Origin of the sequence: Massilia eburnea (genome assembly GCF_009720745.1) — a bacterium.
In the GTDB taxonomy this organism is placed as follows: domain Bacteria; phylum Pseudomonadota; class Gammaproteobacteria; order Burkholderiales; family Burkholderiaceae_D; genus Rugamonas; species Rugamonas eburnea.
Window position 1 is genome coordinate 233208 of sequence record NZ_WNKX01000002.1, and the last position, 21932, is coordinate 255139.

Genomic DNA, 21932 nt, shown 5'->3' on the forward strand with positions numbered 1-21932 from the left:
AAGACAGAAATTAAAAACGCCACGCTCATGTCTTGCTAGAATGACCAGACAACAAAATAACGGGGCAGCATATGGAAAACAGGGGACGGCTCGCCAGCATCGACATGCTGCGCGGTTTGGTGATCGTGCTGATGGCGCTCGACCATACGCGCGACTTTTTCGGCGCCGCGCAGTTCAATCCGGAGGACTTGGCGCAGACGACGCCGCTGTGGTTCGCCACGCGCTGGATCACGCATTTGTGCGCCTCGACTTTTGTATTGCTGGCGGGGAGTTCAGCCTACCTGCGCGGAACCAAGGCCGGCATTCCGGCGCTATCGCGCTACCTGTTCACACGCGGCTTGCTGCTGCTGGTGCTGGAGGTCACCTGGATCTCGTTCAGCTGGCAGTTCGCCTACAACATCACGATCCTGCAGGTGATCTGGGCGCTGGGGATGGGCATGGTTGTGCTGGCGGGACTGGTGTGGCTGCCGCTGCCGGCCGTCGCCGCCGTCGCCGCCTTGTTGATCCTGCCGCATAACCTGTTCGATGGTATCCAGTCCAACAACCCGCTGTGGATGATGTGGCACCAGAGCGGCTTCTGGCCGGTGGCCGGCAATTACGGTGTGTTCATCGCCTACCCGCTGATGCCGTGGGTTGGGCTGATCGCAGCGGGTTACGCGATGGGTCCTGTCTTCAGGTGGGATGCGGCGCGGAGGCAGCGCCTGCTGGTGCTTGCAGGTGCGGTGCTGCTGCTGGCGTTTGTCGTGCTGCGGGCGGGGAATTTCTACGGCGATCCCGATCCGTGGTCGCCTCAGGGACGCGGCCCGGTGTGGGACTTCATTTCCTTCATGCGCGTGCACAAATACCCGCCTTCGCTGCTCTACCTGTGCGCGACCATCGGCATTGCCCTGCCATTGCTGGCGTGGTTCGAGCGCATCCGGCCCGTGCCCATGCTGCTGATGTTTGGCGGCACGCCGATGTTCTTTTACGTGGTCCACATCGCGCTGATCCACTTCCTGTCCGGCGTCTACTTCCTTGTGCGCTACGGCTCGATACCGACGGGCGGGCCGGGCGGTTTGACGCTGCCCAAGGATTACGAGCCGTCGCTGGCCGTGGTCTACATCGCCTGGGCCGCGATGATCGCGATCATGTATGGCTTGACCAAACTGTGGCTGCGCCGCGGCAAGCGCAAGGCGCCTCCTCCGCCGGCAGGCGCCGCCGCTTAAGCGGACACCAGGCGGCCGGAAAGGCGTTTGTAGACGTCGCGGGCGCGCTGTTCGATGGCGGGTTCGAAGCCGGATTGCGCCAGCAGGGTCAGGCCGTTGGTGTCGGCCAGCACGCCGGGCGTCAGGGCCAGGCGACCGGCGCGCTTTTGCACCAGCAGCGGCACGCAGCATGGCTCCAGCAGCTGCGCCAGCACCACATTGTGCGAAGACACCAGCACGGTGCCGCGCGCGCATAACTGCTCCAGCACTGCGGCGGCGGCGGAGACCGACTCCAGGTGGTTCGTGCCGCGGAAAATCTCGTCGATGATGAACACCGCGCGCTGCGGCTCCTTCGCCAGCGCCAGCAATTCTTGCGCGCGGCGCAGCTCCGATTGATAGAGGCTTTCGCCACCTTCCAATGCATCCTCATTCTGCATGCTGGCGTAGACCGGCAGGTTGGGCACCCGCGCTGCCGCCGCGTAGCAGAAGCCGAAGGCGCGTGCGGCCAGCAAATTCAGGCCGACAGTGCGCAGCAAGGTGCTTTTGCCGATCCCATTCTGGCCGCTGATGAAGGCGCTCCTGCCTTCCAGGGACAGGTCCAGAGCCTCGGTGCCGGACAACAGCGGATGATGCACGGCTTGCAGCTGGATCTCCTGCTCCCAGCCTTCCTCCGCCCAGCACCATTGCTGCAGGGCGGACACATGGCGCGCCAATGCGAGGTCGGCATCCAGGCCGGCGACCAGCCGGTAGCTGTCGCGCAGGAAGGCAGCGTGTTCGCGCACCAGGCGGCGCGTGGCGAAGAAGTGCTTCAGGTTGGCCAGCATGAACCAGTCGGCATATTCGGCCACGCCAGGGGCGGCGGCGACTTTGTTGCGTGCCAGCTTGCCGCGCAGCTGGGCGGCTTGCGCCACGCCGGGCGCGTCTTCCTGCCGGCTATGAACGTAGAGCTGCAGCTGCAGTGCCTCGGCGACGGGCTGCCAAAGCTGCATGCGTGCACTGAAAGCGACCTGGATTGCCGCGAGGAGCAGCGACAGCACGAGCGTTGGGACCAGTGCCGGCAGCCAGAAGAAGCTGGCGGCGATGCAAACCAGGAAGGCCAGCGGCAGCAGCCAAAGCCAGCCAGCCCAGCGCGGCGGCGGCGCAAGCGGCGACGCTGACGCCGCGCGGCTGGCGCCATCCGAGCCGGATGCCGCCAACAGCGGCGGCAGGAACAGCGCCTCGCAGACCTCCGCGCTTGCCTCACGCAAGTGAGAGAGCTGGGCGGCGAGGCGTTCACGCACCGCGCCGTCGGACAGCAGCGCGCGGACACGCCCGGACGATGCAGCGCCCGCGTCCTGGCCGCGCCGCAAGCGACGGTACAGCATCTGCCTGCCAAAGATGCTGGCGCCCGCACCCAGTTGCGCGAGGTAAGCCGGCAACAGCAAGTCCTGCCAGGTCTGGCCATCCACCGCGCCATTGCCCTCGGCACCGGCGAGCTCGTCGTACCGCGCCACTGCGCTTTCCGGGAACGGATACTCCACAGAACCACTCCTTGCCACAAAGATAACCCTACAAGTATAGCCGCTTACCAAAAAATCAAGTAGCACGGCTTGCGGACGGGCGGACAGCGTGGACAGGGTGGACGCTCGCGGACAGCCCGAACACCAAGACATGCTCCTTACAAATCAACCACTTAGAAGCTGGCACACTTCATGCATGGGCAAGCTTGACCAAATCACCAGACACCAGGAACAAGAACATGATCCGCGACACCTCACACCAGGACCAAGTGCTCGCCGCTCCCAGCAGCCGCATTCCGCGCCGCAAATTGCTGCTGCTGGCAGGCGCCGTGGCATTGCTGGCCGCCGGCTACCTGCTGCTGAAAGGCTGGAGCAGCAGCGAACATTCGATCAGCGCGGCGCGCCTGCGCATCGGCGAAGTCACGCGCGGCACCCTGGTGCGCGACGCCGCCGTCAACGGCCGCATCGTGGCCGCCGTCAGCCCGACCCTGTATTCCACCTCCACTTCCACGGTCGAACTGAAAGTGCATGCCGGCGACACCGTGAAAAAAGGCCAGGTGCTGGCCGTGCTCGAATCGCCCGACCTGGCCGACGAACTGAAAAAAGAACAGACCCTGTTCAACGAACTGCAAGCCGAAGTCGCGCGCCAGCAAATCCTGGCCCGCAAGCAGAAGCTGGCCGCCCAGCGCGAAGCCGACACCGCGGAAATCGACCGCGTCTCCGCCCAGCGCACCCTGCAGCGCTACGAGAGCGTATCGACCGACGGCATCATCGCCAAGATCGATATGCAGAAGGCCAGGGACGCCGTGGCCGCCGCCGACATCCGCGCCAGGCACACCAAGCAGGCCGCCGAACTGGAAGGCGACAACGTGGCGCTGGAGCTAAAAACCAAGACCGCGCAGATGGAGCGCCAGAAGCTGTCGCTGGCCAACGCCCAGCGCCGCGTCGACGAACTGACGGTGCGCGCGCCGGTCGATGGCTTCATCGGCACGCTGTCGGTGGCCAACCGCAGCGTGGTGCAGGCCAACACGCCGCTCATGACCCTGGTCGACCTGTCCCAGCTCGAAGTCGAGCTGGAAGTGCCGGAAACCTATGTCAACGACCTGGGCCTGGGCATGACCGTGGAAATCGAAGTGGCCGGCGTGAAGACCAAGGGCAAGCTGTCGGCCCTGTCGCCGGAAGTGGTGAAGAACCAGGTGCTGGCGCGCGTGCGCTTTGACCAGCAGCCGGAAGGCGTGCGCCAGAACCAGCGTGTGTCGGCGCGCCTGCTGATCGACGAAAAACACAATGTGCTGATGGTGCCGCGCGGCCCGTTCGTGGAATCGGAAGGCGGCCGCTTCGTCTACCTGGTGCAGGACGGCATCGCCGTGCGCACCCCGGTGCAGCTGGGCGCCACCAGCGTGGCGGCAGTGGAAATCGTCAATGGATTGAAACAAGGCGACAAGATCGTGGTCGCCGGTACTGAAAGCTTTGAGAACGCCAAGCGCGTCTCGATCAATAAATAACCCCTACGGAGATTGAACATGCTGCGCATGACTAACCTGAGCAAAGTGTATCGCACCCATATGATCGAAACCCACGCGCTGCGCGGCTTCGAGATCGATGTCAAGCAGGGCGAATTCGTCACGGTCACCGGCCCTTCCGGTTCCGGCAAGACCAGCTTCCTCAACATCGCCGGCCTGCTGGAAGACTTCACCAGCGGCGACTACGTGCTCGACGGCATCAACGTCAAAGGCATGGACGACAACGCCCGTTCGCGCCTGCGCAATGAGAAGCTGGGCTTCATCTTCCAGGGCTTCAACCTGATCCCCGACCTGAACCTGTTCGACAACGTCGACGTGCCGCTGCGCTACCGCGGCTTCAACGCCGCCGAGCGCAAGGAGCGCATCGAGGACGCGCTGGCCAAGGTCGGCCTGGCCTCGCGCATGCGCCACTTCCCGGCCGAACTGTCGGGCGGCCAGCAGCAGCGCGTGGCGATCGCGCGCGCCCTGGCCGGCTCGCCCAAGCTGCTGCTGGCCGACGAACCGACCGGCAACCTCGATACCCAGATGGCGCGCGGCGTGATGGAGCTGCTGGAAGAGATCAACGCCGAGGGCACCACCATCCTGATGGTGACCCACGATCCGGAGCTGGCGCAGCGCACCCAGCGCAACGTCCACATCATCGACGGCCAGGTATCGGACCTGGTGCGCAAATCGCCATCGCTGGTGGTTGCCAAGGAGGCTTGAGATGTTCCAATACTATTTCCTGCTGGGCGTGCGCAGCCTGCGCCGCAATCCGGTGCTGACGGCGCTGATGGTACTGATCCTGGCGGTCGGCGTGGCGGCCTCCGTTTCCACCCTGACCATCCTGCACGTGATGTCGGGCGACCCGATCCCGGGCAAGAGCGAGCGCCTGATCGTACCGTTGATCGACAACGGTCCGCTCAAGGGCTACACGCCGGGCGAGCGCGATGGCGATGAAATGTCCTACCGCGACGCTGTCAACCTGCTCGCTTCGGGCCAGGGAGACCGCCGCACCGCGATGCGCGGGGCCTCCGGCACCGTGGAACCGGCGCGCAAGGACATGCCGGTATTTACCGTCGAAGGCCTGACGCCGACGCGCGACTTCTTCGCCATGTTCGAGGTGCCGTTCCAGTACGGCGGCCCGTGGAGCGAGGCGGACGACAAGGCCGGCGCCGACGTGGTAGTCCTGAGCAGCAAGCTGGCGGAAAAGCTGTTCGGCAATGCCAACCCGGTCGGCCAGCGCGTGCGCATGTTCGGCTTCGACTATTCCGTGGTCGGCGTGTTCGGCAAATGGGACCCGGTGCCGCGCTTTCACCGCATCATCGGCGGCCCTGGCGCCTTCGGCGCCGAGGACGAGTTCTACATCCCATTCCACAACGCGGTCCGCCACGAGATGGGACAGAACGGCAACATGAACTGCAGCAGCGAACGCGGGCCCGGCTACCAGGCTTTGCTCGATTCGGAATGCGTCTGGATCCAGTTCTGGTTCGAACTGCACTCGGTGTCCGACCGCCCGCAGCTGCAAGCCTGGCTCGACGCCTATGCCGCGGAACAGCGCAAGCTGGGACGCCTGCAACGCAATGCACCCAACAAATTGTTCAATGTGATGGAATGGCTGGAGGAGCAGAAAGTGGTGGGCAAGGACAGCCGCCTGTCGGCCATGCTGGCCTTCGGCTTCCTGCTGCTTTGCCTGGTCAACACCATCGGCCTGCTGCTGGCGAAATTTTCGGTGCGGGCGCCTGAAGTGGGTGTACGCCGCGCGCTGGGCGCTTCGCGCAAGGATATCTTCACCCAGTTCCTGATCGAGAGCGCGGTGGTGGGCCTGGCCGGCGGCATCCTCGGCCTGGTCCTGGCGCTTGCCGCCCTGACCCTGATCGGCAGCATCTCCGAACAGATCGCCGTCACCACCCACATGGACTGGATGATGCTGCTGGTGACCTTCGTCATGTCGGTCAGCGCCGCCATACTGGCCGGCCTGCTGCCGACCTGGCGCGCCTGCCAGGTCACCCCGGCCCTGCAACTGAAATCGCAGTGAGGACAATATGGAAATCAAACCAATCTTTTCCGCGCTGATGCGCTCCAAGACCGGCCCGATCCTGGTGGCCGTGCAAGTGGCGCTCAGCCTCGCCATCCTGGCCAACGCCCTGCACATCGTCAGCGTGCGGCAGGCGGTCACGGCGCGCCCGACCGGCATCGTGAATGAAGAGCAGGTGTTCAGCATCAGCGTGAAGGCCCTCAATCCCGGCGGCCACGAGCAGCAGATCGCCATGCAGAAGGCGGAGGCCGCCGCCCTGCGTGCCGTGCCGGGCATCACCTCCGTTGCCAATACCAACCAGATCACGCTGTCGAGCTCCGGCAACTACAACAGCGTGGCCGCCAACCGCGAGCAGGAGCGCAGCACCGCCAGCCCGACCATGTACGTGACGTCCGATTCGCTGGTCAAGACCTGGGGCCTGAAGATTATCGACGGCCGCGATTTCACGCCGCAGGACGTGCTGGAGTTCGACCAGAATACCAGCAAGGCCTTCCCCACCGTGGCCCTGATCACCAAAGCGCTGGGCGAAAAGGTATGGCCGGACGCGGCCAGCTACGTCGGCAAGAGAATGTATTACGGCACCGGCGCCGAAGCCCGCGAAGTCAGCGTGATCGGCGTGATCGAGACCCTGGAAACGCCAAGCGCCGCGATGGGCGCCGAAGGCGAAATGTCGACCATGGTCCCGGCCCGCAGCTCCGGCGCCTCGCGCACCCTGTACACCCTGCGCGCCGAACCGGGCCAGCGCGACCGCGCCATGAAGGACGCCGAAGAGGCGATGCGCAAGCTGCATAACGGCCAGGTGGTGGTGCACAGCAAGACGCAGTCGGAACAGCGCGTGAACCGCTACAAGGCCGACTACGCGCTGGCCTGGATGCTGATCACCGTCAGCGTGCTGCTGATGGTGGTGACCGCCAGCGGCATTGTCGGCATGGCCAGCCTGTGGGTCACGCAGCGCCGCAAGCAGATCGGCGTGCGGCGCGCGCTGGGGGCGCGCAAGTTCGACATCCTGCGCTATTTCGTGACCGAGAACCTGATGATCACCACCACCGGGATTGTCGGCGGCCTGCTGGGGGCGCTCGCCCTGAACCAGGTGCTGGTGTCCAGGCTTGAACTGGAGCGCTTGCCGGCGGAGTACATGGTGATTGGCGCCGCGGCGTTCTGGGCGTTGGGCATCGCCGCTGTGTACGGGCCCGCGTGGCGCGCCGCCTCGATCTCGCCGGCGATGGCGACACGCTCCGCTTAAACCGGTCAATCTGGGGCCAGCATCTGCCGCCGCGGGTGTCGGCTGTGCGACTTTGCTCTTCGCAAAATGCCGACGGCCCCATCCCAAAGCACAGGTCACAAGACCTTTGGGGGGCTGCCCCTTTGGGTCTGCCCCTGGTTACCGGGTTTTCATGTATCCTGCCAAAATGCCAACCGTACTCATCATCGACGACAACGCCGCCGTCGCAGTCGCCCTCGAAGTCCTGTTCTCCCTGCACGACATCGACTCCCTGCGCGCCGCATCGCCAGAAGAAGGCCTCGCGCTGCTCGACCAGCGCAGCGCCAGCATCGACCTGGTGGTACAGGACATGAACTTCAGCGCCGACACCACCTCCGGCGAAGAAGGCATCGAACTATTCCGCGCCATCAGAAAGCGCCATCCCGACCTGCCGGTCATCCTGCTCACCGCCTGGACCCACCTGGACGCCGCCGTCGACCTGATCAAGGCCGGCGCCGCCGACTACCTGTCCAAGCCCTGGGACGACAAGCGCCTGATCGCCACCGTACGCAACCTGCTGGAACTGGGCCAGGCCAACCGCGCCCTCAACCAGCACCGCAGCGGCGAACTGCGCCAGCGGCGCGAACTGGAACGCTTCAACCTGCGCAAGATGGTCTGGAACGACCCGGCCACCGAACGCGTGATCTCGCTCGCCTGCCAGGTCGCGCGCGCCGACGTACCGGTGCTGATCACCGGCCCGAACGGCACCGGCAAGGAGCGCATCGCCGAAATCATCCAGGCCAATTCCGCCGTGCGCGAAGGCCCTTTCGTGGTGCTCAATTGCGGCGCCCTGCCGGCCGAACTGATTGAAGCCGAATTATTCGGCGCCGACGCCGGCGCCTACACCGGCGCCTCCAAAGCCCGCGAAGGCAAGTTTGAAGCAGCCGACGGCGGCACCCTCTTCCTCGACGAAATCGGCAACCTGCCGCTGGCCGGCCAGATGAAGCTGTTGCGCGTGCTGGAAACAGGCCGCTTCGAACGCCTCGGCTCCAACCGTGAACGCCAGGTGCAGGTACGCGTGATCAGCGCCACCAATGCCGACCTGCCGGCCATGATCCGCGCCGGCAGCTTCCGCGAAGACCTGTATTACCGGCTGAACGTCATCGAACTGCGCCTGCCGCCGCTGGCCCAGCGCCCCGGCGACATCCTGCCGCTGGCACGCCACTTCCTGGGCACCGAACGCCAATTGCGCGCCGACGCCGAAGCAGCCCTGCTGGCGCACGGCTGGCCCGGCAATGTACGCGAACTGAAAAACGTCATGGCGCGCGCCAGCCTGCTGGCCCACGGCGACGCGATCACCGTCGCCGACCTTGGCCTGCCGGCCGCCAGCGCCAGCAACGGCCACACCGTCCCTGGCGCCAGCCACGACCAGGAACCCGACCGCGACGCCATCATCGCCTCGCTGCAGCGCGCCAGCGGCGTCGTCGCCCAAGCCGCCGCCGAGCTCGGCCTGTCCCGCCAAGCCCTCTACCGCCGCATGGAACGCCTCGGCATCGCCCGCCCATGACAGCACCCCGTCCTCCCCTACTGTTCACCCCGTGTACCACCTTGGGGGCACACCCGAAATGGGACACGGGCTCTGCCGCGCGGCGGCCGAGGCCGTGTCCCGATTCGGGTGTGACCCCAGGGTGGGACACGAGGTCATCCGTTTAGTATGCGGCTCTCTCTCTTGACGCGCTGGTCGGCGCTGGTGGGGACGCTGACGGCGACTGGGATCTTGATCGCGCTTGGGTTGGATCAGCTTCTGCCCAGGCATCCGACCATCGTGGTCGGGATTTCTTTGCTGTGCCTGGTGCCGCTGGCCGTCATTACCATCCGGGCGCAGCTGCAGCACCAGCTTTCGCTCTACCGCGCGCTGACGGGCACCGTCACCAGTTACCGCGATGGCGATTTTTCCTTCAGCCTGCACTGGCCGCAGAACGATGAATTGAGCGACCTGGTGGCCGCACACAATGAGCTGGGCCATGTGCTGCGCGAGCAGCGCCTGGGCCTGGTGCAGCGCGAGCTGCTGCTCGATACCATGGTCCAGCACACGCCGGTGGCCATGCTGCTGGTGACCGACAACGACGCCATCGTCTTCGCCAACCTGGCCGCGCGCCAGCTGGTGAACGAGGGCCGCAAGCTGGAAGGCTTGCACCTGCCCGAGCTGCTGGCGCGCGTGCAGCCCGCCCTGCGCGATGCAATGGGCCGCGGCGGCGATGGCCTGTTCACCATCGGCGACAGCGAGGAAGAGGAGGTCTTCCACCTGGCGCGGCGCAGCTTCAGCCTGAACGGCCGCCCGCATGAATTGCTGCTGCTGCGCCAGCTCACGCAAGAGCTGCGCCGGCAGGAAGTGCAGACCTGGAAAAAAGTCATCCGCGTCATCAGCCACGAATTGAACAACTCGCTTGCGCCCCTGACCTCGCTGGCCCATTCCGGCGCCGAACTGGTGCGGCGCGGCCAGACCGAGCGCCTGCCGCAAATCCTGGCCACGATCGAAGAGCGCACGCGCCACCTGGAAAGCTTCATCCTCGGCTACGCCCGCTTCGCCAAGCTGCCCACGCCGCGCCTGGAGCAGCAGGATTGGCGCGCCTTCCTGGCCGCGCTGTCCGACCAGGTGCAGTTCAAGCTGCAAGGCGAGGTGCCGGAAGAAGCGCATGCCTTCGACGCGGCGCAGATGGAGCAAGCCCTGCTCAACCTGCTGAAGAATGCCCACGAGTCGGGCTCGCCGCCGGACGAAGTCGGACTGGAGCTGCGCCGCCAGCAAGGCATGCTGCGCATCGAGGTGCAGGACCGCGGGCCCGGCATGAGCGAAGCGGTGCTGGCCAATGCCCTGGTGCCCTTCTACTCCACCAAGCGCAGCGGCACCGGCCTGGGCCTGGCCCTGGCGCGCGAGATCGCCGAAGCCCATGGCGGACGCATCACACTGGCCAACCGCGAAGGCGGCGGCCTTGCCGTGACTTTGATACTACCCCTCTGATGTAGATCAAACGACGCGTCAATCGTGCGGCCTACCTTGCAGGCGCCCGGCCTGCGCTTTTCCGGAAACTCCGCCGGTCCGGCCTCGGCCAGCTATTCCGGCACGCTCGATATCAGCCCGGTGCGGGCAGGCGGCCGGGCTGGTAAACTAGCGCTCTATGCCATCCCGAAGATTTGACCAGCCTGGTTTTCCTCCCGCCACCATCACCGAGTTTGAAGGCGTGCGCTCGCTGCACCTGGGTACCTCCTGGGTGCAGGGCGCCATGCGCATTGCAAAGCCCGATGTGATCGAGCTGGAGTACGTACGCATGATGATGATGTGGACGCTGTTCCTGCCGGCGCCCCGCCATATAGTCCAGCTCGGGCTGGGCAGCGCGGCCCTGACCAAATTCAGCTACCGCCAATTCCCCAAGGCGCGCGTCACGGCCATCGAGCTCAATCCGAACGTGATCGCCATGTGCGAGGAAAAGTTCGGCCTGCCGCCGAACGACGGGCGCCTGGACGTGCGGCAGATGAATGCCATGGATTTCGTGCTCGACCCGCGCAACCACGGCACGGTCGACGCCCTGCAGGTCGACCTGTACGACGAGGAAGCGCGCGGCCCGGTGCTCGACACGCCGGAGTTCTACCAGGCCTGCTATGACTGCCTGGGGCCGGACGGCATCATGACCACCAATGTCTTCGGCGACTTCGACAACTACGCCAAGAACCTGCAGCATATGGAGCTGGTGTTCGACGCCGTGGTATGGCTGCCCGAAGTGCACGACGCCAACATCGTGGTGATTGCCTTCAAGCGCTCGCCTTCCATCGATTTCTCGGTGCTGTACGAACGCGCCAGCCAGATCAGGAAGACCATGAACCTGAACGCCAAGCCATGGGTCGACGGCTTGCGGGACTGGATGGCCGGCGCGTAGTCCAGCTACACGCGGTCGTGCTATATTGCGGGGTTCGTTGTTTCGCACGAGAAACAACATTGTCAAAAAGACCAAGAGTTTCCGCAATGTCCGATGTCTTCCTCAAGCAGCGCGAAGAGTTCGTCCAGCAATCGATGAGCCGGGTCGGCGTATCGCGTGCATTGTTCGACGAATTCAACCGCATCCTCGCGCCGCACGTGACCCATGTCGAATTCCGCAAGGGCGACTACCTGCAGCATGCGGGGGTGCCGGCCAGCGTGGCCTACTGGCTGTATCGCGGCGTGGCGCGGCGCGGCATGTTGACCAAGGACGGCAGCGAGGTGACGATGGCGTTTTCTTCGGAAGGCGAGTCCTGCGGCTCGCACCACGACCTGCTGGCGGCGCAGGACGGCCTGCCGGCGCAGGAATTCATCGTTGCGGAAACGGCCATCACAGGCGTGCGGGTGGAGTGGGCGACGCTGGCGCGCCTGCGCGAAGAGCACTGCATCATGCGCGAGTATTACCTGAAGGTGTCGGAGCTGTCGATCCGCCGCTATTCGCAGAGCAGCCTGATCCGCAGCATGACGTCGGCCAACTGCCGCCTGGCGGCTTTCCGCGAGCAATACCCAGGGCTGGAGCAGCGCATCGCGCAGAAGTCGCTGGCCTCCTTCCTGGGCATCACCCCGCAATACATGTCCACGCTCCTGAAACAGGAGCAGGACCAGGTGCGTTAAGCGGCTTCCTGCATCTGCTCGCGGCGCATCAGCTGCGACAGGTAGGCCGGCGTGATCTGCAGGTAGGATGCCAGCACCTTTTGCGAAATGCGGCGCTCCAGCTGCGAATACTCTTCCCGGAAATTGAGCAGGCGCTCTTCGGCGCTCGATGCGGTGTGCGTGATGAAGCGGCGCGCCTGGCAGCCGACGGCAAACTCCAGCAGCCGCACCATATAGGCCATCAGCGCCGGGTCACGGCTGCGCAGCTGGCTCATTTGCTCCCAGTCGAAGCGATAGCCCTGCACCGATGTCTCGGCCACGATGAAGGAGCGCGAAGGCTGCTCGCCGCGGTACTCCAGCAAGTCTTCGTAGGCATTCGCGATATGCCCTTCGGTGGCGAAGCGCATGGTCACTTCGTTGCCGCCTTCGCTCACGTAGCCGACGCGCGACACGCCGCCGGTCAGCCAGAATACTTCGCGCGCGGTCTGTCCCACGCGCTGCAGCAGTTCGCCGCGCCGCACCGCAAACGGCACCGCCAGCGGCTCGATCGCGCGGCTGGCGGCGTCGAATAGTTGCTCGTCGACGGCGTAGCGCGCCATCATGTCGGCCTTGAAATGTTGCCGCAGTTTCAGGAAATGTTGATTCATTGCACCCCAGTTCATGTCTCTTGTTTTTGACTACATCTGGTCAGGCCAGATTTACTTCATTCTAAAAACATGGGCGCTCTGGTAAACATCAACTATTTGAACTTTCGGTAAAAATTTTCATAGGCCGTTAAATGAACAACAGCGGCCAGGCGCTTGACCAGGCCATCCATTTGCGCCGGCGCCACCTGGCCATAGCCCAGGGCCAGGCCATGCCAGTTGCTTTGCCCTGTCACGGCGTGCGTGCTGAGCGCGTTGGCAATCATGCCTTCCTGCTCCAGTGCGCGGCGGCTGATCTCGACGTCGGACAGGCGCGGATCTTCCCAGCGCAGCGACAGGTGCATGCCGGCCGAGGCGCCGCAGACGGTGGCGATGCTGCCCAGGTGCTTGTCCAGTGCTTCCACCAGGGCGTCGCGCCGCTCGCGGTACAGGCGGCGCATGCGGCGCAGGTGCAGCGCGAACTGGCCGCTGCGCAGGAATTCGGCCAGCGCCAGCTGGTCGGCGGCGCGTCCGCGCGAGGCCGATTGCTGGCGCATGGTGGCCAGCGGCTGCACCAGCCAGGGCGGCACCACCAGGTAGCCGATGCGCAGCCCAGGGAACATGGTCTTGCTGAAGGTGCCGCAGTACAGCACCGGGGCATCCGGCTGCAGGCCCTGCATCGACGCCAGCGGCGGGCCGTCGTGGCGGAATTCGCTGTCGTAGTCGTCTTCGACGATCAGCGCACCGCAGGAGCGCGCGCCGTCGATCAGCGCCATGCGCCGCGCCAGCGACAGCACAGTGCCGGTCGGGTATTGATGCGAGGGCGTGCTGTAGATCAGGCGCGGCGGGCGCTGTGTCCAGTCCTCCTCGCGCGGGGCGATGCCATCATCGTCGACGTCGATGCCTTCCAGCTTCACGCTGGCGGCGCGGAAGGCGGCCATGGCGCCGCCGTAGCCCGGATTTTCCATCCACAGCGTTTCGCCGGCGTCGGCGCAGGCGCGGCCGCACAGGTCAAGGCTGCTCTGGCTGCCGTCGGTGATGAACACTTGCGCCGGTTCGCAAACCACGCCGCGCGAGGCGCGCAGGTAGTCGGCGATGGCTTCGCGCAGCACCGGCTCGCCGCATGGGTCGCCGTAATTCAGCTTGTCGGTCGGCAGCGAACGCCAGGCGCGTTCCAGCAGGCGGCGCCACAGGCCGATCGGGAAGCTTGGGAGATCGGGCACGCCCGGCACGAAAGGGGCGCCGGTAGCTGCAGAGGCGGTGCTGTGGCGCAGGTTCTGCGCACGCTGCGACAAACCTTTGTACGGCACGACCACGCTGGCCTGGTGCTGGCGCACTGGCGCCACGGCGGCGACGATGGTGCCGCTGCGGTCCGTGGTGACATAGCCTTCACTGGTCAGCTGTTCGTACGCGTACAGCACGGTGTTGCGGGCCACGCCCAGTTCCGCCGCCAGCGCGCGCGTGGCGACCAGGCGGGTGCCGGGAGCGAGCGTGCCGTCGCGGATGGCGGCGCGCAGGCACTCGTGCAGCAGGCGTTGGCGCGGCCAGCCATGGTGTCCGTGACTGGCGGTGAAATTTGAAATCAGCAGCGAGTAGTCCAAACTTGGCTCCATGGTTTTGCGCACCCCTGGACCTGTTGCCGGGGCCAGCGGGACATTATAGTCCGTCGTTATGAAAACGACACTACCCCCTTCCGACCGCACGCGCGTCAAGCGCATCGCCCGTAACGCCAGCTATGAACAGGACCAGGCCCGCGCCATCGTCGATGCGGCCTATATCTGCCATATCGCCTTCAGCGACGGGTACGGCGCGCATTGCATCCCGACGGCCTGCTGGCGCGAAGGCGATTACCTGTATATCCATGGTTCGAACGGCAGCCGCATGCTGCAGCAGCTAGTGGCGCAGGATGCCTGCGTCACCATCACGCATTTGGACGGGCTGGTGATGGCGCGTTCGGCTTTCAACCATTCGATGAATTACCGCTCCGTGATGATTTACGGCCGCTTTGAAGAAGTCGACGAAGCTGGCAAGCGCGCTTCGCTGGCGGCCTTCATGGAGCATCTGGCACCGGGCCGGCAGGCTGAAATCCGTCCCGGCAACGACAAGGAGTTTGCCGCCACCACGGTGCTGCGCATCGCCCTGGCCGAAGCGGCGTGCAAAGTGCGCAGCGGCGGCGTGGAAGACGATGAGGAAGATATGGGTGTGGCTGCGTGGGCCGGCATCCTGCCTTTCACCCAGTTGCGCCTGGCGCCGCAGCAAGACCCGGCCTGCCAGGTGGCGCCGCCAGAGTATGTGCGCAATTGGGCGGCCTGATTTTCACTTGAGGAGATATATGAGTACCATCACTGTTCGCCAAGCCTTGCTGTCCGACCTTGACGCGCTGGTCCCGCTGGTAGACGGATATCGCCAGTTCTACGGCCGCGAGGGCGATGCATCCGCCGCCAGGGAATTCCTGCTGGCGCGCTTCGATCACAGCGAATCGATTATCTTCATCGCATTCGACGGCGAGCGCGCGGTTGGTTTCACCCAGCTCTATCCCAGCTTTTCCACTGTATCGCTGGCACGGACCTTCATACTCAACGATTTGTTTGTCGACCAGCCGGGACGCCGTAAGGGCGTCGGCGGAAAACTGTTGTCGGCTGCAATCAACTATGCCAAAGACCTTGGCGCGATCCGCCTCACGCTATCGACGGCAACCACGAATGAAGCAGCGCAGGCGCTGTACCAGGCCGCGGGCTGGGTGCGCGACGACAAGTTCTTCGTCTACCACTTCGCTGTTTAGCGGACCTTGAGCTTGTGCAGGCGCTTGTCGGGCGGCGGCCAGTCGAGCCGCATCCCGCGCAAGGTTTCCAGCAGCACGCGTGCGACCGCTTCGTTGCGGTAGCGCTTCGAATCAGCGGGGATCACGTACCACGGTGCGTGATCGGCATTGGTTGCGGTGATCGCATCGCTGTAGGCTTTCTGGTAGTCCTTCCAGAGCTCGCGCTGCTTCAAGTCTTCCGGATCGAACTTCCAGTGCTTGTGCGGGTCGTCGACGCGCGCTTGCAGCCGTTCGCGCTGCTCGTCCTTCGATATATGCAGGAAAAACTTGACGATGGTGGTGCCGCTTTCGGCCAGCATGCGTTCAAAGTCACGGATCTGCGCGTAGCGGCGCTTGCATTCGGCCGGCGTGATCATGCCCACTACGCGCGTGATCAATACGTCTTCATAATGGCTGCGGTTGAAGACGCCGATTTCGCCGGCCTTGGGCACTTCGCGGTGGATGCGCCACAGGAAGTCGTGCGCAGCCTCGATTTCAGTGGGGGCGCGGAAGCCGGTCGCGTGCAATCCCATGGGGTTGATGCTGCTGAACAGGTGGCGCACGGTGCCGTCCTTGCCGGAGGTGTCCGTGCCCTGTAAGACGATCAGCAGCTTGCGTTTGCGCTCGGCATACAGCATCTCCTGCAAATCGGAGATGTCATCGAGCACTTTGTCCAGCGCGTCCTGGTCCGGCTTGGCGTCGGCTTTGGCGTCCTTGTCGCGCAGCTTGAGACTTGGCTTGGCCCGGAATTGATCGATCGCTTTCATGCGACGACATTAGCACAGCTTTCCGCTCAGCGGCGTTCGCGCCACCAAAGCAGCAGCAGGCTGGAAGCGAAGGCGAGGCCGAGAAGCCAGCGCGGAACCGCACAGGCCCATGCTTGTTGCGTGTCCGCGACGGCAGCGGGGGCTGCTGCTGCGCTGCCGGCGCGGGGGAGTCTCGCAACTGGCTGGGCGCTGCGGCTGGCATAACGGGCCGTCGCGTCATGCCGCAGCGCCGCTTGCCACGCCGGCCAATCCTCGACGCTGTAGACGAAGACCGCGCTTTCCGTGTCCTGGCTGTTGAGCGCCAGCCAGCCGGCAGCGCGCGGCCAGAACGCCACGCAAGCGGCATCGGCGCGCTCGCTACGCGCCTGCCAGCGCATGGCTTCCTGCCCCACGCTGACGGCGCCGCCTGCCGCCACGCCTTGCGCGCATAGCTCGGTGCGCAAGCCTGGCAGCGGCATCGGCTCCGCCTCGAGCCAGCGCACTTTCTGCAAGCTACCAAGCGCCGCCATGTCCAGTACCTGCTGCCACCATTGTCCCAGCGCCGCAGGTTCGCTGATTGCATGGCGGTGCCAATCGCGCACGCCCAGCCAAAGGAGACGGCCTTTTTGCCATTCGCGCTGCCACAGCCAGGGCTTGCCGTCCTTGTCACGGGCAAAGGCTTGCCAGGCGCCGCCCGCAGCCGGGATCTGCGCTCCTGCGGCGAAATCTAGTGTGGCGCCCGACAGCAGCAGATGCCGCATGTCTTCCCGCTCGGTCGTGGCCGATTGCGGCGCCAGTTTCAGTCCGAGTTCGCGCTGCCACAGCGCCGCATCGCCCGCATTGCCGCCCAGGACCAGCACAGGCATGCCTTGCGCTGCCTGCGCCAGCGCGCCGCGCAGCCCGCCGCTTTCAAGCCAGGCAGCGTCCGCCACCAGCAGGTTCGGATGGACTAGCGGTGCGCGCGCTTCCTCGCTGCGGGTGAGCGACTTGCCAAGCGTGGTTTGCCAGTCGATGATGGAGTTCGAATCCGTCAGCAACTGGTTCAGTACCCGCGTGTCGAACGATGGCGCGCCAAAGCGGCCTTGCACTTGCAGTGGAATCGCGTCGAGGACGCGCAGCGGCACCGGGCCTTGCGCGGCGGTTTTTCCGTCCTTGTCCAGCAGGCGCGCCTGCAGCACCATAGTTTCCGCCATTGGCGGCTGCCATTGCACGCTCAGCGCCTCGGCCACCGCATCGCCAGCACGCGCTTCAGCGAGCAACTGGCCGTTTTCAGCCAGCAGTTGCAGGCGCCAGCCGGCTTGCGGCGTGCCGCGCCGTACGGTTAGCGCAAAGCTGCGCCCCAAGGGCAAGGTGCGCGGAAAATCCAGCCATAGCAAGCCTTCGTTTGACGGCTGCCATTGGACCCGGCGCACAGGCATGTCGCGCCATTGCGCTTCCTGCAGGCCATGCCCCTTGATTTCGATCAGGGCATTCCTCGGCGTCGATGGCAGTTGCGCCAGCGCCGAGGCAAGAGCGTCGCTCGGAACGATGCCGGCACCGGTGGTATCCAAGGCCAGCGGTCCCGCGCTGCCGGAAGCCGTCAACGTTGCGGGTGCAGCCAGCAGGGCCGCGAGCGATATGCCGGCAGCAAAGGCCAACGCCGCATCGGCCCAGTGCTTCCCGCGCAGATACAGCAGGGCGCTGGCCGTACCGGCCAGCGCAGCGCCGGCGTACAGCAGGTTGATGTCCACGTTCACTGCGCCCCCTTCCCTTGCAATGCCAAGCCGAAGCGCGTCTGCGCTTGTGGACGGGCCTGCAGCAAGACGGGCGCTTGCGCGATAGTTGCGCGCAGCCAGGCACGCAATTTTGCGCGGCAAGGCTGGCATCCATCGGCAACATCCTGCACTGCGGCTTGGGCGGCCAGGCGCTGTTCATCGTCCGGCAGCCGGGCCACGGCTTCGCGCGCCGCCTTGCTCCACAGGGCCGGTAAAGCGCCGTCGCCGCCCAGCGCCTGCACCAGGTCGCGCACATCGCCTGGCATGAACTCATCCGCTGCGGCTTGCGCACGGCGGTAGCTTGCGGCGCCCGTCATTTCCCCGGTCATGCGTTTTTCTTCCTTGATCGCTGGCGGCACAAAAGCCGTCCGGTGCAGGTAGACGCGTTCGGCCTGCTGCAGCTCCTTGATTGCACCCAGCGCCTTGTACTCCGGCGGCAGCGCTGCTTTTGGCACAATGGCTCGCAGCTGCTTTTCAGCGTCCCACATCGCGCGCAAGGCGCGGCGCAGGACCTCTTTCGTCGCCGGGTCGAAGATGGTGGCGTTGCCTTCCTGGTCGTGCGTGTGGCCATATTCAGCGGCGATATTGCCGGTACCGAAGCCGCCTGGGCCCTTGGTTTCCGCGGCGCCGCCATGCGCGTGGCCATCGTCATGCTCATCGCCGCCGAACAGGGAAGACTCTTCACCGAGGAACTGGCCGTAGCGCAAGCGCAGCTTGGCCTGGTCTCCGGCGATTGCTTCGCTGCGTGAACGCACTGCGGCGGCGCCAAGGCGCGGCATGTCGGCTACCAGTTGTTCGGTGTCGATGATGATCTGGCGCTGGCTGCGCAGGTTTTCCGGCTTCGCCAGCGACGGCAGGGCGGTTGATTCCTGCGCCTCACCTGGAGGGCCGGGCAAGCGCAGGGTGTAGGTTGGCGACTGAGCGATGTGCGGCGCAGGCGCGTTGTCGCTGGCGCGTACGAAGAAGTACAGCTCGTCGCCTGGTTCCATGCCAAGCTCCTTCAACAGCCATTGCTTGTTCCAACTGCGCTTGCGCGGGTCCGGCGAAGCTGGCAGCGGGGTTTCCTTGTCCGTGAACCGGATGTTTTCTCCGCTGCCGCGTGCGAGCGTCATGTGCAGCGTAGCCCTGGTGATTGCGTAGTCGTCACTGACATTGACGCTGATTTGTGCGCTTTGCGCTTCCGGCTTCAGGACGCTCACCGATTCGTTTGGCGCGGCGATCGTTACCTGCGGCGGCAGGTCGGGCGTCACGCGGATCGTATAGCGCTGGGACGGATTCCTGCGGTTTCGCCAGAATGCTGAATCGATCGCCGTCCATTCAGCGCATTTGCCGGCCGGGGTTTGCAGGGTCTGGCCGTCGCCAAGTTCGATGGCCGCGTCGGCGTTGATGGCGCACCAGCGCACTTTACTGTGCTGAGGGACCTGCAAGTCGCGCGCCCCGCCTTCGCTTGGCTGGACCCCAGTGTATGCAGGCGGCTCCGTGCGCAGGCTGATGCCGGCCACTGCTCCTGCCTGCACTGCCGGCCCGTGGCCTTGCGGCGTCGAGTGCGGCGCGCCATGCGCGGCGGCGTATGCCCAGGCACCCGCTGCGGCGACGATGGCCAATGCCAGCGGGATTGCGTTGAAACGGGATTTTTGTTTTGCGATATTGCCGAGGCGCTCATCGGTGAGCGCGCCGCCGATACGCGCCAGCAGGCGATTGCGTTGCAGTTCCCCCAGGGGCGTGTCAGGCGCCGCCGCCAGCATTGCGCTGCTGTCCTCCAACTCGGGGACGGCGGCATTCAGCCACGATGGCAACTTGTCTTCGATCCGTTTGCGCCAGATGGTGAAGTCGATTGCGGCCCAAAGCGCGGCCGCTGCTGCCAGTGCGGCCAGCACGCTCGGCGTTACCGGTGTCGAAACATTGTTGTTCGCGATGGCTAGCGCGGCGACAGGAAGCAGCGGCAGCAGCCAGCTGGCGGCGCGGCGGCGGACCAGCGCGTGCAGCATGCGCTGGCGCACGCTGGCCAGATGGTCAGCGGCGGCGGGCATGGGCCAGGATCCTTTCGGCTGCGAACAAGGCCATCAGAGCAAGGGCCAGCCAAGCCGGCGAGCGTGCCAGGGGTGTCGGCAGCGGCTTGTTGCGAGCGGGTGCCATGGACTGGGCCGGCATTGGGTAGGCCGCGGGGAGTAATGTGGCGGCTTGCCAGCGCTCGTAAAGGGCGCGGGCGGCGTCGATGTCTTGCAGCGGCCACTTGGCAGCAGTCCAGGTGAGGCCCTGCGGCGTTTGCTTCTGCCCGTCGGCGCCGGCGCGCCACCACAGGGGTGCTTTCCAGGAAGGCGGCGGTTCGGCGTCCTGGCGGTCCCAGACAATCAATTCGGTTTCCGGTGTTGGCGTGTCCGCAATCACATAGCGATTGGCGCCGTCTGCGGCAGTGCTGAAGGCCGCGAACAACGCTTGCCAGTTCGCGATCCGCTGGGGCGGCGCAACGACGACCACATGGCGGTCGCGGGGCGCCACGGTGGGCATCGGCGCGAGGTGGCCCGATGCGCTGGCCGCGGCAGCGGAAGAAGCGAGTGCGGCGGGAGCATGGGCAGAAGCAGCATCCGGGGGCGAAAGGCGCAGCTCGGCGGCGTGGGCCAGGCGCGGGCGGAGCGCTGGCATCGCGGCGCTTGGCGCGAGGATCAGGAAGCGCGCCTGCGGGCGCCATTCATGCTCGTTCAGGGCGAGCCAGTTCCATACGTCGGCCGGCAGCGGCTCGCGTGCGGCGGCGGCCATGCCGGCGGCCTGGATTTGCTGTGCCGTCCATGGCGAGGATTCGATTGCTGGGTCGACGAAAACAGTGTCTCCCTTCCACGGCATTGCCAGCACCGCGAGCCAGGCGATCAGCGCAAGCAGCAGGGCGAGCCGCACCAGCAGGAGCGGCACGTCCGACCAGCGCAGCATGCGCTGCTGCTGCGGCGCTGCGGCCGGCAGGAAGCGGGCGGTGGCCAGGAGCTCGGTACGGGTACGTTCGCGTTTGCGCATATGCCACCACACCGGCAGCAACAGCACCGGCAAGGCGAACCACCACAAAGGCTGCATGCTGGTCATGGCCGGCGCGCCTCCGGATTGCGCAGCCAGGCGCGGAGTACCTCGCCCAGCGGCTGCTCGATACGCGCCTCGCAAAGCGGCACGTCATGCTGGCGGCAGGCGCCTCGGACTGCACCGAAATGCGATTCGAGCGCCGCGCGATAGGCTTCGCGTCCCTCTCGGGCAAAGCTGTGCAGGCCGCCGTCGGCTTCCGGATCACGGTAGGCGTGGCCGGCGGCGATATTCGCCTCGACTTCGGCCTCGGTGCGCAAGGCGAGCATTCGCACGTCATGCCGCATATGCCGCAGGCGGATCAAGGCCTCTCCAAGGGGCGAAGGCCAGTCCAGCGCATCGGTGGCGGCGAACACCATGCTTTGCGAACGCGCGAAATGCAGGCTGGCGCGCAGCGTCTCCGCATCGGGCAATCCTCCCGCCGGCGTGGCGCGCTGAAGCGCCGCCAGCACGCGCTGCAAATGGCGCGGCCCACGCGAGGCTGGTGTGAACTCGACGCGCCCTCCCGACAGCAGCAGCAAGCCGAAAGCATCGCCCTGGCGCTGCGCAATCGCCGCCACGCAAGCCAGCGCCGTGCGTGCGTACCAATGCTTGCTCAGGCCATCCACGCGGCGGCTTGGCTCCGCCATCGATGCACTGGCATCCAGCACGAGCCAGGTAGCGACGTGGCTGTCGCGCTCCGCTTCGCGCACGTAATAGCGGTCGGCGCGCGCCAGCAGTTTCCAGTCCACGCGGCGCCATTCGTCGCCGGGCGCATACGCACGGTACTCGGAAAACTCAACGCCGGCGCCGCGTTCACGGCCAGCGTGGATCCCATGGCCAAGGCCCGCCAGAACGTGGCGGATCACCAGTTCAAGGTCGGCGGAATGCGCCAGCAGCACAGGTGTTTCCAGCATGC

Annotated in this window: 20 protein-coding genes; 12 read left to right on the top strand and 8 right to left on the bottom strand. The window is 65.6% G+C overall.

The features are described from left to right. The first annotated feature begins 71 nt into the window (after positions 1-71). On the top strand, positions 72-1205 hold the full coding sequence (locus tag GM658_RS03655; protein WP_155452644.1) for an acetyltransferase domain-containing protein: 1134 nt from the start codon (positions 72-74) through the stop codon (positions 1203-1205). Here the strand turns inward: GM658_RS03655 and GM658_RS29645 are convergent. Next, a complete protein-coding gene (locus tag GM658_RS29645) occupies positions 1202-2704 on the bottom strand; it encodes a MutS-related protein (RefSeq protein WP_371865025.1) in 1503 nt (500 codons plus the stop codon). The two genes, GM658_RS03655 and GM658_RS29645, sit on opposite strands and share 4 nt — an antisense overlap. Before the next feature lie 218 nt (positions 2705-2922). On the opposite strand from GM658_RS29645, the gene GM658_RS03665 reads away from it, so the two are divergent. The 9 genes from GM658_RS03665 to GM658_RS03705 all read left to right on the top strand — a co-directional run bounded on the left by GM658_RS03665 (position 2923) and on the right by GM658_RS03705 (position 12069). Then, positions 2923-4188: an efflux RND transporter periplasmic adaptor subunit gene (locus GM658_RS03665; RefSeq protein WP_155452646.1), complete on the top strand. Its 1266-nt coding sequence runs from the start codon at positions 2923-2925 to the stop codon at positions 4186-4188. Between the two features lie 18 nt (positions 4189-4206). Further along, entirely contained in the window at positions 4207-4911 is a 705-nt protein-coding gene (locus GM658_RS03670) for an ABC transporter ATP-binding protein (protein WP_155452647.1), read from the top strand. A gap of 1 nt (position 4912) precedes the next feature. Then, positions 4913-6223: an ABC transporter permease gene (locus GM658_RS03675; protein ID WP_155452648.1), complete on the top strand. Its 1311-nt coding sequence runs from the start codon at positions 4913-4915 to the stop codon at positions 6221-6223. Positions 6224-6230: 7 nt separating this feature from the next. Further along, complete coding sequence (locus GM658_RS03680; RefSeq protein WP_155452649.1) at positions 6231-7466, top strand: ABC transporter permease; 1236 nt, start codon at positions 6231-6233, stop codon at positions 7464-7466. Between the two features lie 166 nt (positions 7467-7632). Further along, positions 7633-8991, top strand: coding sequence for a sigma-54-dependent transcriptional regulator (locus GM658_RS03685; protein WP_155452650.1), 1359 nt, complete (start codon positions 7633-7635; stop codon positions 8989-8991). Positions 8992-9138: 147 nt separating this feature from the next. Next, on the top strand, positions 9139-10443 hold the full coding sequence (locus GM658_RS03690) for a sensor histidine kinase (protein WP_155452651.1): 1305 nt from the start codon (positions 9139-9141) through the stop codon (positions 10441-10443). Positions 10444-10467: 24 nt separating this feature from the next. After that, positions 10468-10620, top strand: a complete 153-nt coding sequence (locus tag GM658_RS03695; RefSeq protein ID WP_155452652.1) for a hypothetical protein — start codon at positions 10468-10470, stop codon at positions 10618-10620. Continuing rightward, complete coding sequence (locus GM658_RS03700) at positions 10601-11356, top strand: spermine/spermidine synthase domain-containing protein (protein ID WP_155452653.1); 756 nt, start codon at positions 10601-10603, stop codon at positions 11354-11356. The genes GM658_RS03695 and GM658_RS03700 overlap by 20 nt, the downstream gene beginning before the upstream one ends. An 86-nt stretch (positions 11357-11442) precedes the next feature. Then, positions 11443-12069: a Crp/Fnr family transcriptional regulator gene (locus GM658_RS03705; RefSeq protein WP_229416738.1), complete on the top strand. Its 627-nt coding sequence runs from the start codon at positions 11443-11445 to the stop codon at positions 12067-12069. Here GM658_RS03705 and GM658_RS03710 read toward each other — a convergent pair. Together GM658_RS03710 and pdxR are read right to left on the bottom strand one after the other, a co-directional pair. Further along, the gene (locus GM658_RS03710; protein WP_155452654.1) at positions 12066-12695 is read right to left on the bottom strand and encodes a Crp/Fnr family transcriptional regulator; all 630 of its coding nucleotides are present in this window, start codon (positions 12693-12695) and stop codon (positions 12066-12068) included. The two genes, GM658_RS03705 and GM658_RS03710, sit on opposite strands and share 4 nt — an antisense overlap. 92 nt (positions 12696-12787) lie before the next feature. Then, the gene (pdxR, locus tag GM658_RS03715) at positions 12788-14272 is read right to left on the bottom strand and encodes a MocR-like pyridoxine biosynthesis transcription factor PdxR (RefSeq protein WP_155452808.1); all 1485 of its coding nucleotides are present in this window, start codon (positions 14270-14272) and stop codon (positions 12788-12790) included. Between the two features lie 70 nt (positions 14273-14342). Between pdxR and GM658_RS03720 the strand changes: the two genes are divergently transcribed. Together GM658_RS03720 and GM658_RS03725 are read left to right on the top strand one after the other, a co-directional pair. Then, positions 14343-14984: a pyridoxamine 5'-phosphate oxidase family protein gene (locus GM658_RS03720; protein ID WP_155452655.1), complete on the top strand. Its 642-nt coding sequence runs from the start codon at positions 14343-14345 to the stop codon at positions 14982-14984. Between the two features lie 19 nt (positions 14985-15003). Then, complete coding sequence (locus GM658_RS03725; RefSeq protein ID WP_155452656.1) at positions 15004-15453, top strand: GNAT family N-acetyltransferase; 450 nt, start codon at positions 15004-15006, stop codon at positions 15451-15453. On the opposite strand, the gene GM658_RS03730 is transcribed toward GM658_RS03725, so the two are convergent. The 5 genes from GM658_RS03730 to GM658_RS03750 are packed head-to-tail and all read right to left on the bottom strand — an operon-like array spanning position 15450 to position 21930. Continuing rightward, complete coding sequence (locus GM658_RS03730) at positions 15450-16238, bottom strand: PPK2 family polyphosphate kinase (protein WP_155452657.1); 789 nt, start codon at positions 16236-16238, stop codon at positions 15450-15452. The two genes, GM658_RS03725 and GM658_RS03730, sit on opposite strands and share 4 nt — an antisense overlap. Positions 16239-16264: 26 nt before the next feature. After that, positions 16265-17953 (bottom strand): hypothetical protein, encoded by a 1689-nt coding sequence (locus GM658_RS03735; RefSeq protein ID WP_371865026.1) that lies wholly within the window; start codon positions 17951-17953, stop codon positions 16265-16267. Next, complete coding sequence (locus tag GM658_RS03740; RefSeq protein ID WP_155452658.1) at positions 17950-20001, bottom strand: hypothetical protein; 2052 nt, start codon at positions 19999-20001, stop codon at positions 17950-17952. The genes GM658_RS03735 and GM658_RS03740 overlap by 4 nt, the downstream gene beginning before the upstream one ends. After that, the gene (locus GM658_RS03745) at positions 19985-21043 is read right to left on the bottom strand and encodes a hypothetical protein (protein ID WP_155452659.1); all 1059 of its coding nucleotides are present in this window, start codon (positions 21041-21043) and stop codon (positions 19985-19987) included. Before GM658_RS03745 ends, GM658_RS03740 begins: the two co-directional genes overlap by 17 nt. Then, positions 21040-21930 (bottom strand): DUF58 domain-containing protein, encoded by an 891-nt coding sequence (locus GM658_RS03750; RefSeq protein WP_155452660.1) that lies wholly within the window; start codon positions 21928-21930, stop codon positions 21040-21042. The genes GM658_RS03745 and GM658_RS03750 overlap by 4 nt, the downstream gene beginning before the upstream one ends. Positions 21931-21932 lie beyond the last annotated feature (2 nt).

Coding starts and splice junctions, on each gene's coding strand:
- GM658_RS03685 (WP_155452650.1), top strand. CDS start 7,633: ATGCCAACCGTACTCATCATCGACGACAACGCCGCCGTCGCAGTCGCC.
- GM658_RS03680 (WP_155452649.1), top strand. CDS start 6,231: ATGGAAATCAAACCAATCTTTTCCGCGCTGATGCGCTCCAAGACCGGC.
- GM658_RS03710 (WP_155452654.1), bottom strand. CDS start 12,695: ATGAATCAACATTTCCTGAAACTGCGGCAACATTTCAAGGCCGACATG.
- GM658_RS03655 (WP_155452644.1), top strand. CDS start 72: ATGGAAAACAGGGGACGGCTCGCCAGCATCGACATGCTGCGCGGTTTG.
- GM658_RS03725 (WP_155452656.1), top strand. CDS start 15,004: ATGAGTACCATCACTGTTCGCCAAGCCTTGCTGTCCGACCTTGACGCG.
- GM658_RS03700 (WP_155452653.1), top strand. CDS start 10,601: ATGCCATCCCGAAGATTTGACCAGCCTGGTTTTCCTCCCGCCACCATC.
- GM658_RS03670 (WP_155452647.1), top strand. CDS start 4,207: ATGCTGCGCATGACTAACCTGAGCAAAGTGTATCGCACCCATATGATC.
- GM658_RS03675 (WP_155452648.1), top strand. CDS start 4,913: ATGTTCCAATACTATTTCCTGCTGGGCGTGCGCAGCCTGCGCCGCAAT.
- GM658_RS03740 (WP_155452658.1), bottom strand. CDS start 20,001: ATGCCCGCCGCCGCTGACCATCTGGCCAGCGTGCGCCAGCGCATGCTG.
- GM658_RS03720 (WP_155452655.1), top strand. CDS start 14,343: ATGAAAACGACACTACCCCCTTCCGACCGCACGCGCGTCAAGCGCATC.
- GM658_RS03745 (WP_155452659.1), bottom strand. CDS start 21,043: ATGACCAGCATGCAGCCTTTGTGGTGGTTCGCCTTGCCGGTGCTGTTG.
- GM658_RS03665 (WP_155452646.1), top strand. CDS start 2,923: ATGATCCGCGACACCTCACACCAGGACCAAGTGCTCGCCGCTCCCAGC.
- GM658_RS03730 (WP_155452657.1), bottom strand. CDS start 16,238: ATGAAAGCGATCGATCAATTCCGGGCCAAGCCAAGTCTCAAGCTGCGC.
- GM658_RS03705 (WP_229416738.1), top strand. CDS start 11,443: ATGTCCGATGTCTTCCTCAAGCAGCGCGAAGAGTTCGTCCAGCAATCG.
- GM658_RS03690 (WP_155452651.1), top strand. CDS start 9,139: ATGCGGCTCTCTCTCTTGACGCGCTGGTCGGCGCTGGTGGGGACGCTG.
- GM658_RS03750 (WP_155452660.1), bottom strand. CDS start 21,930: ATGCTGGAAACACCTGTGCTGCTGGCGCATTCCGCCGACCTTGAACTG.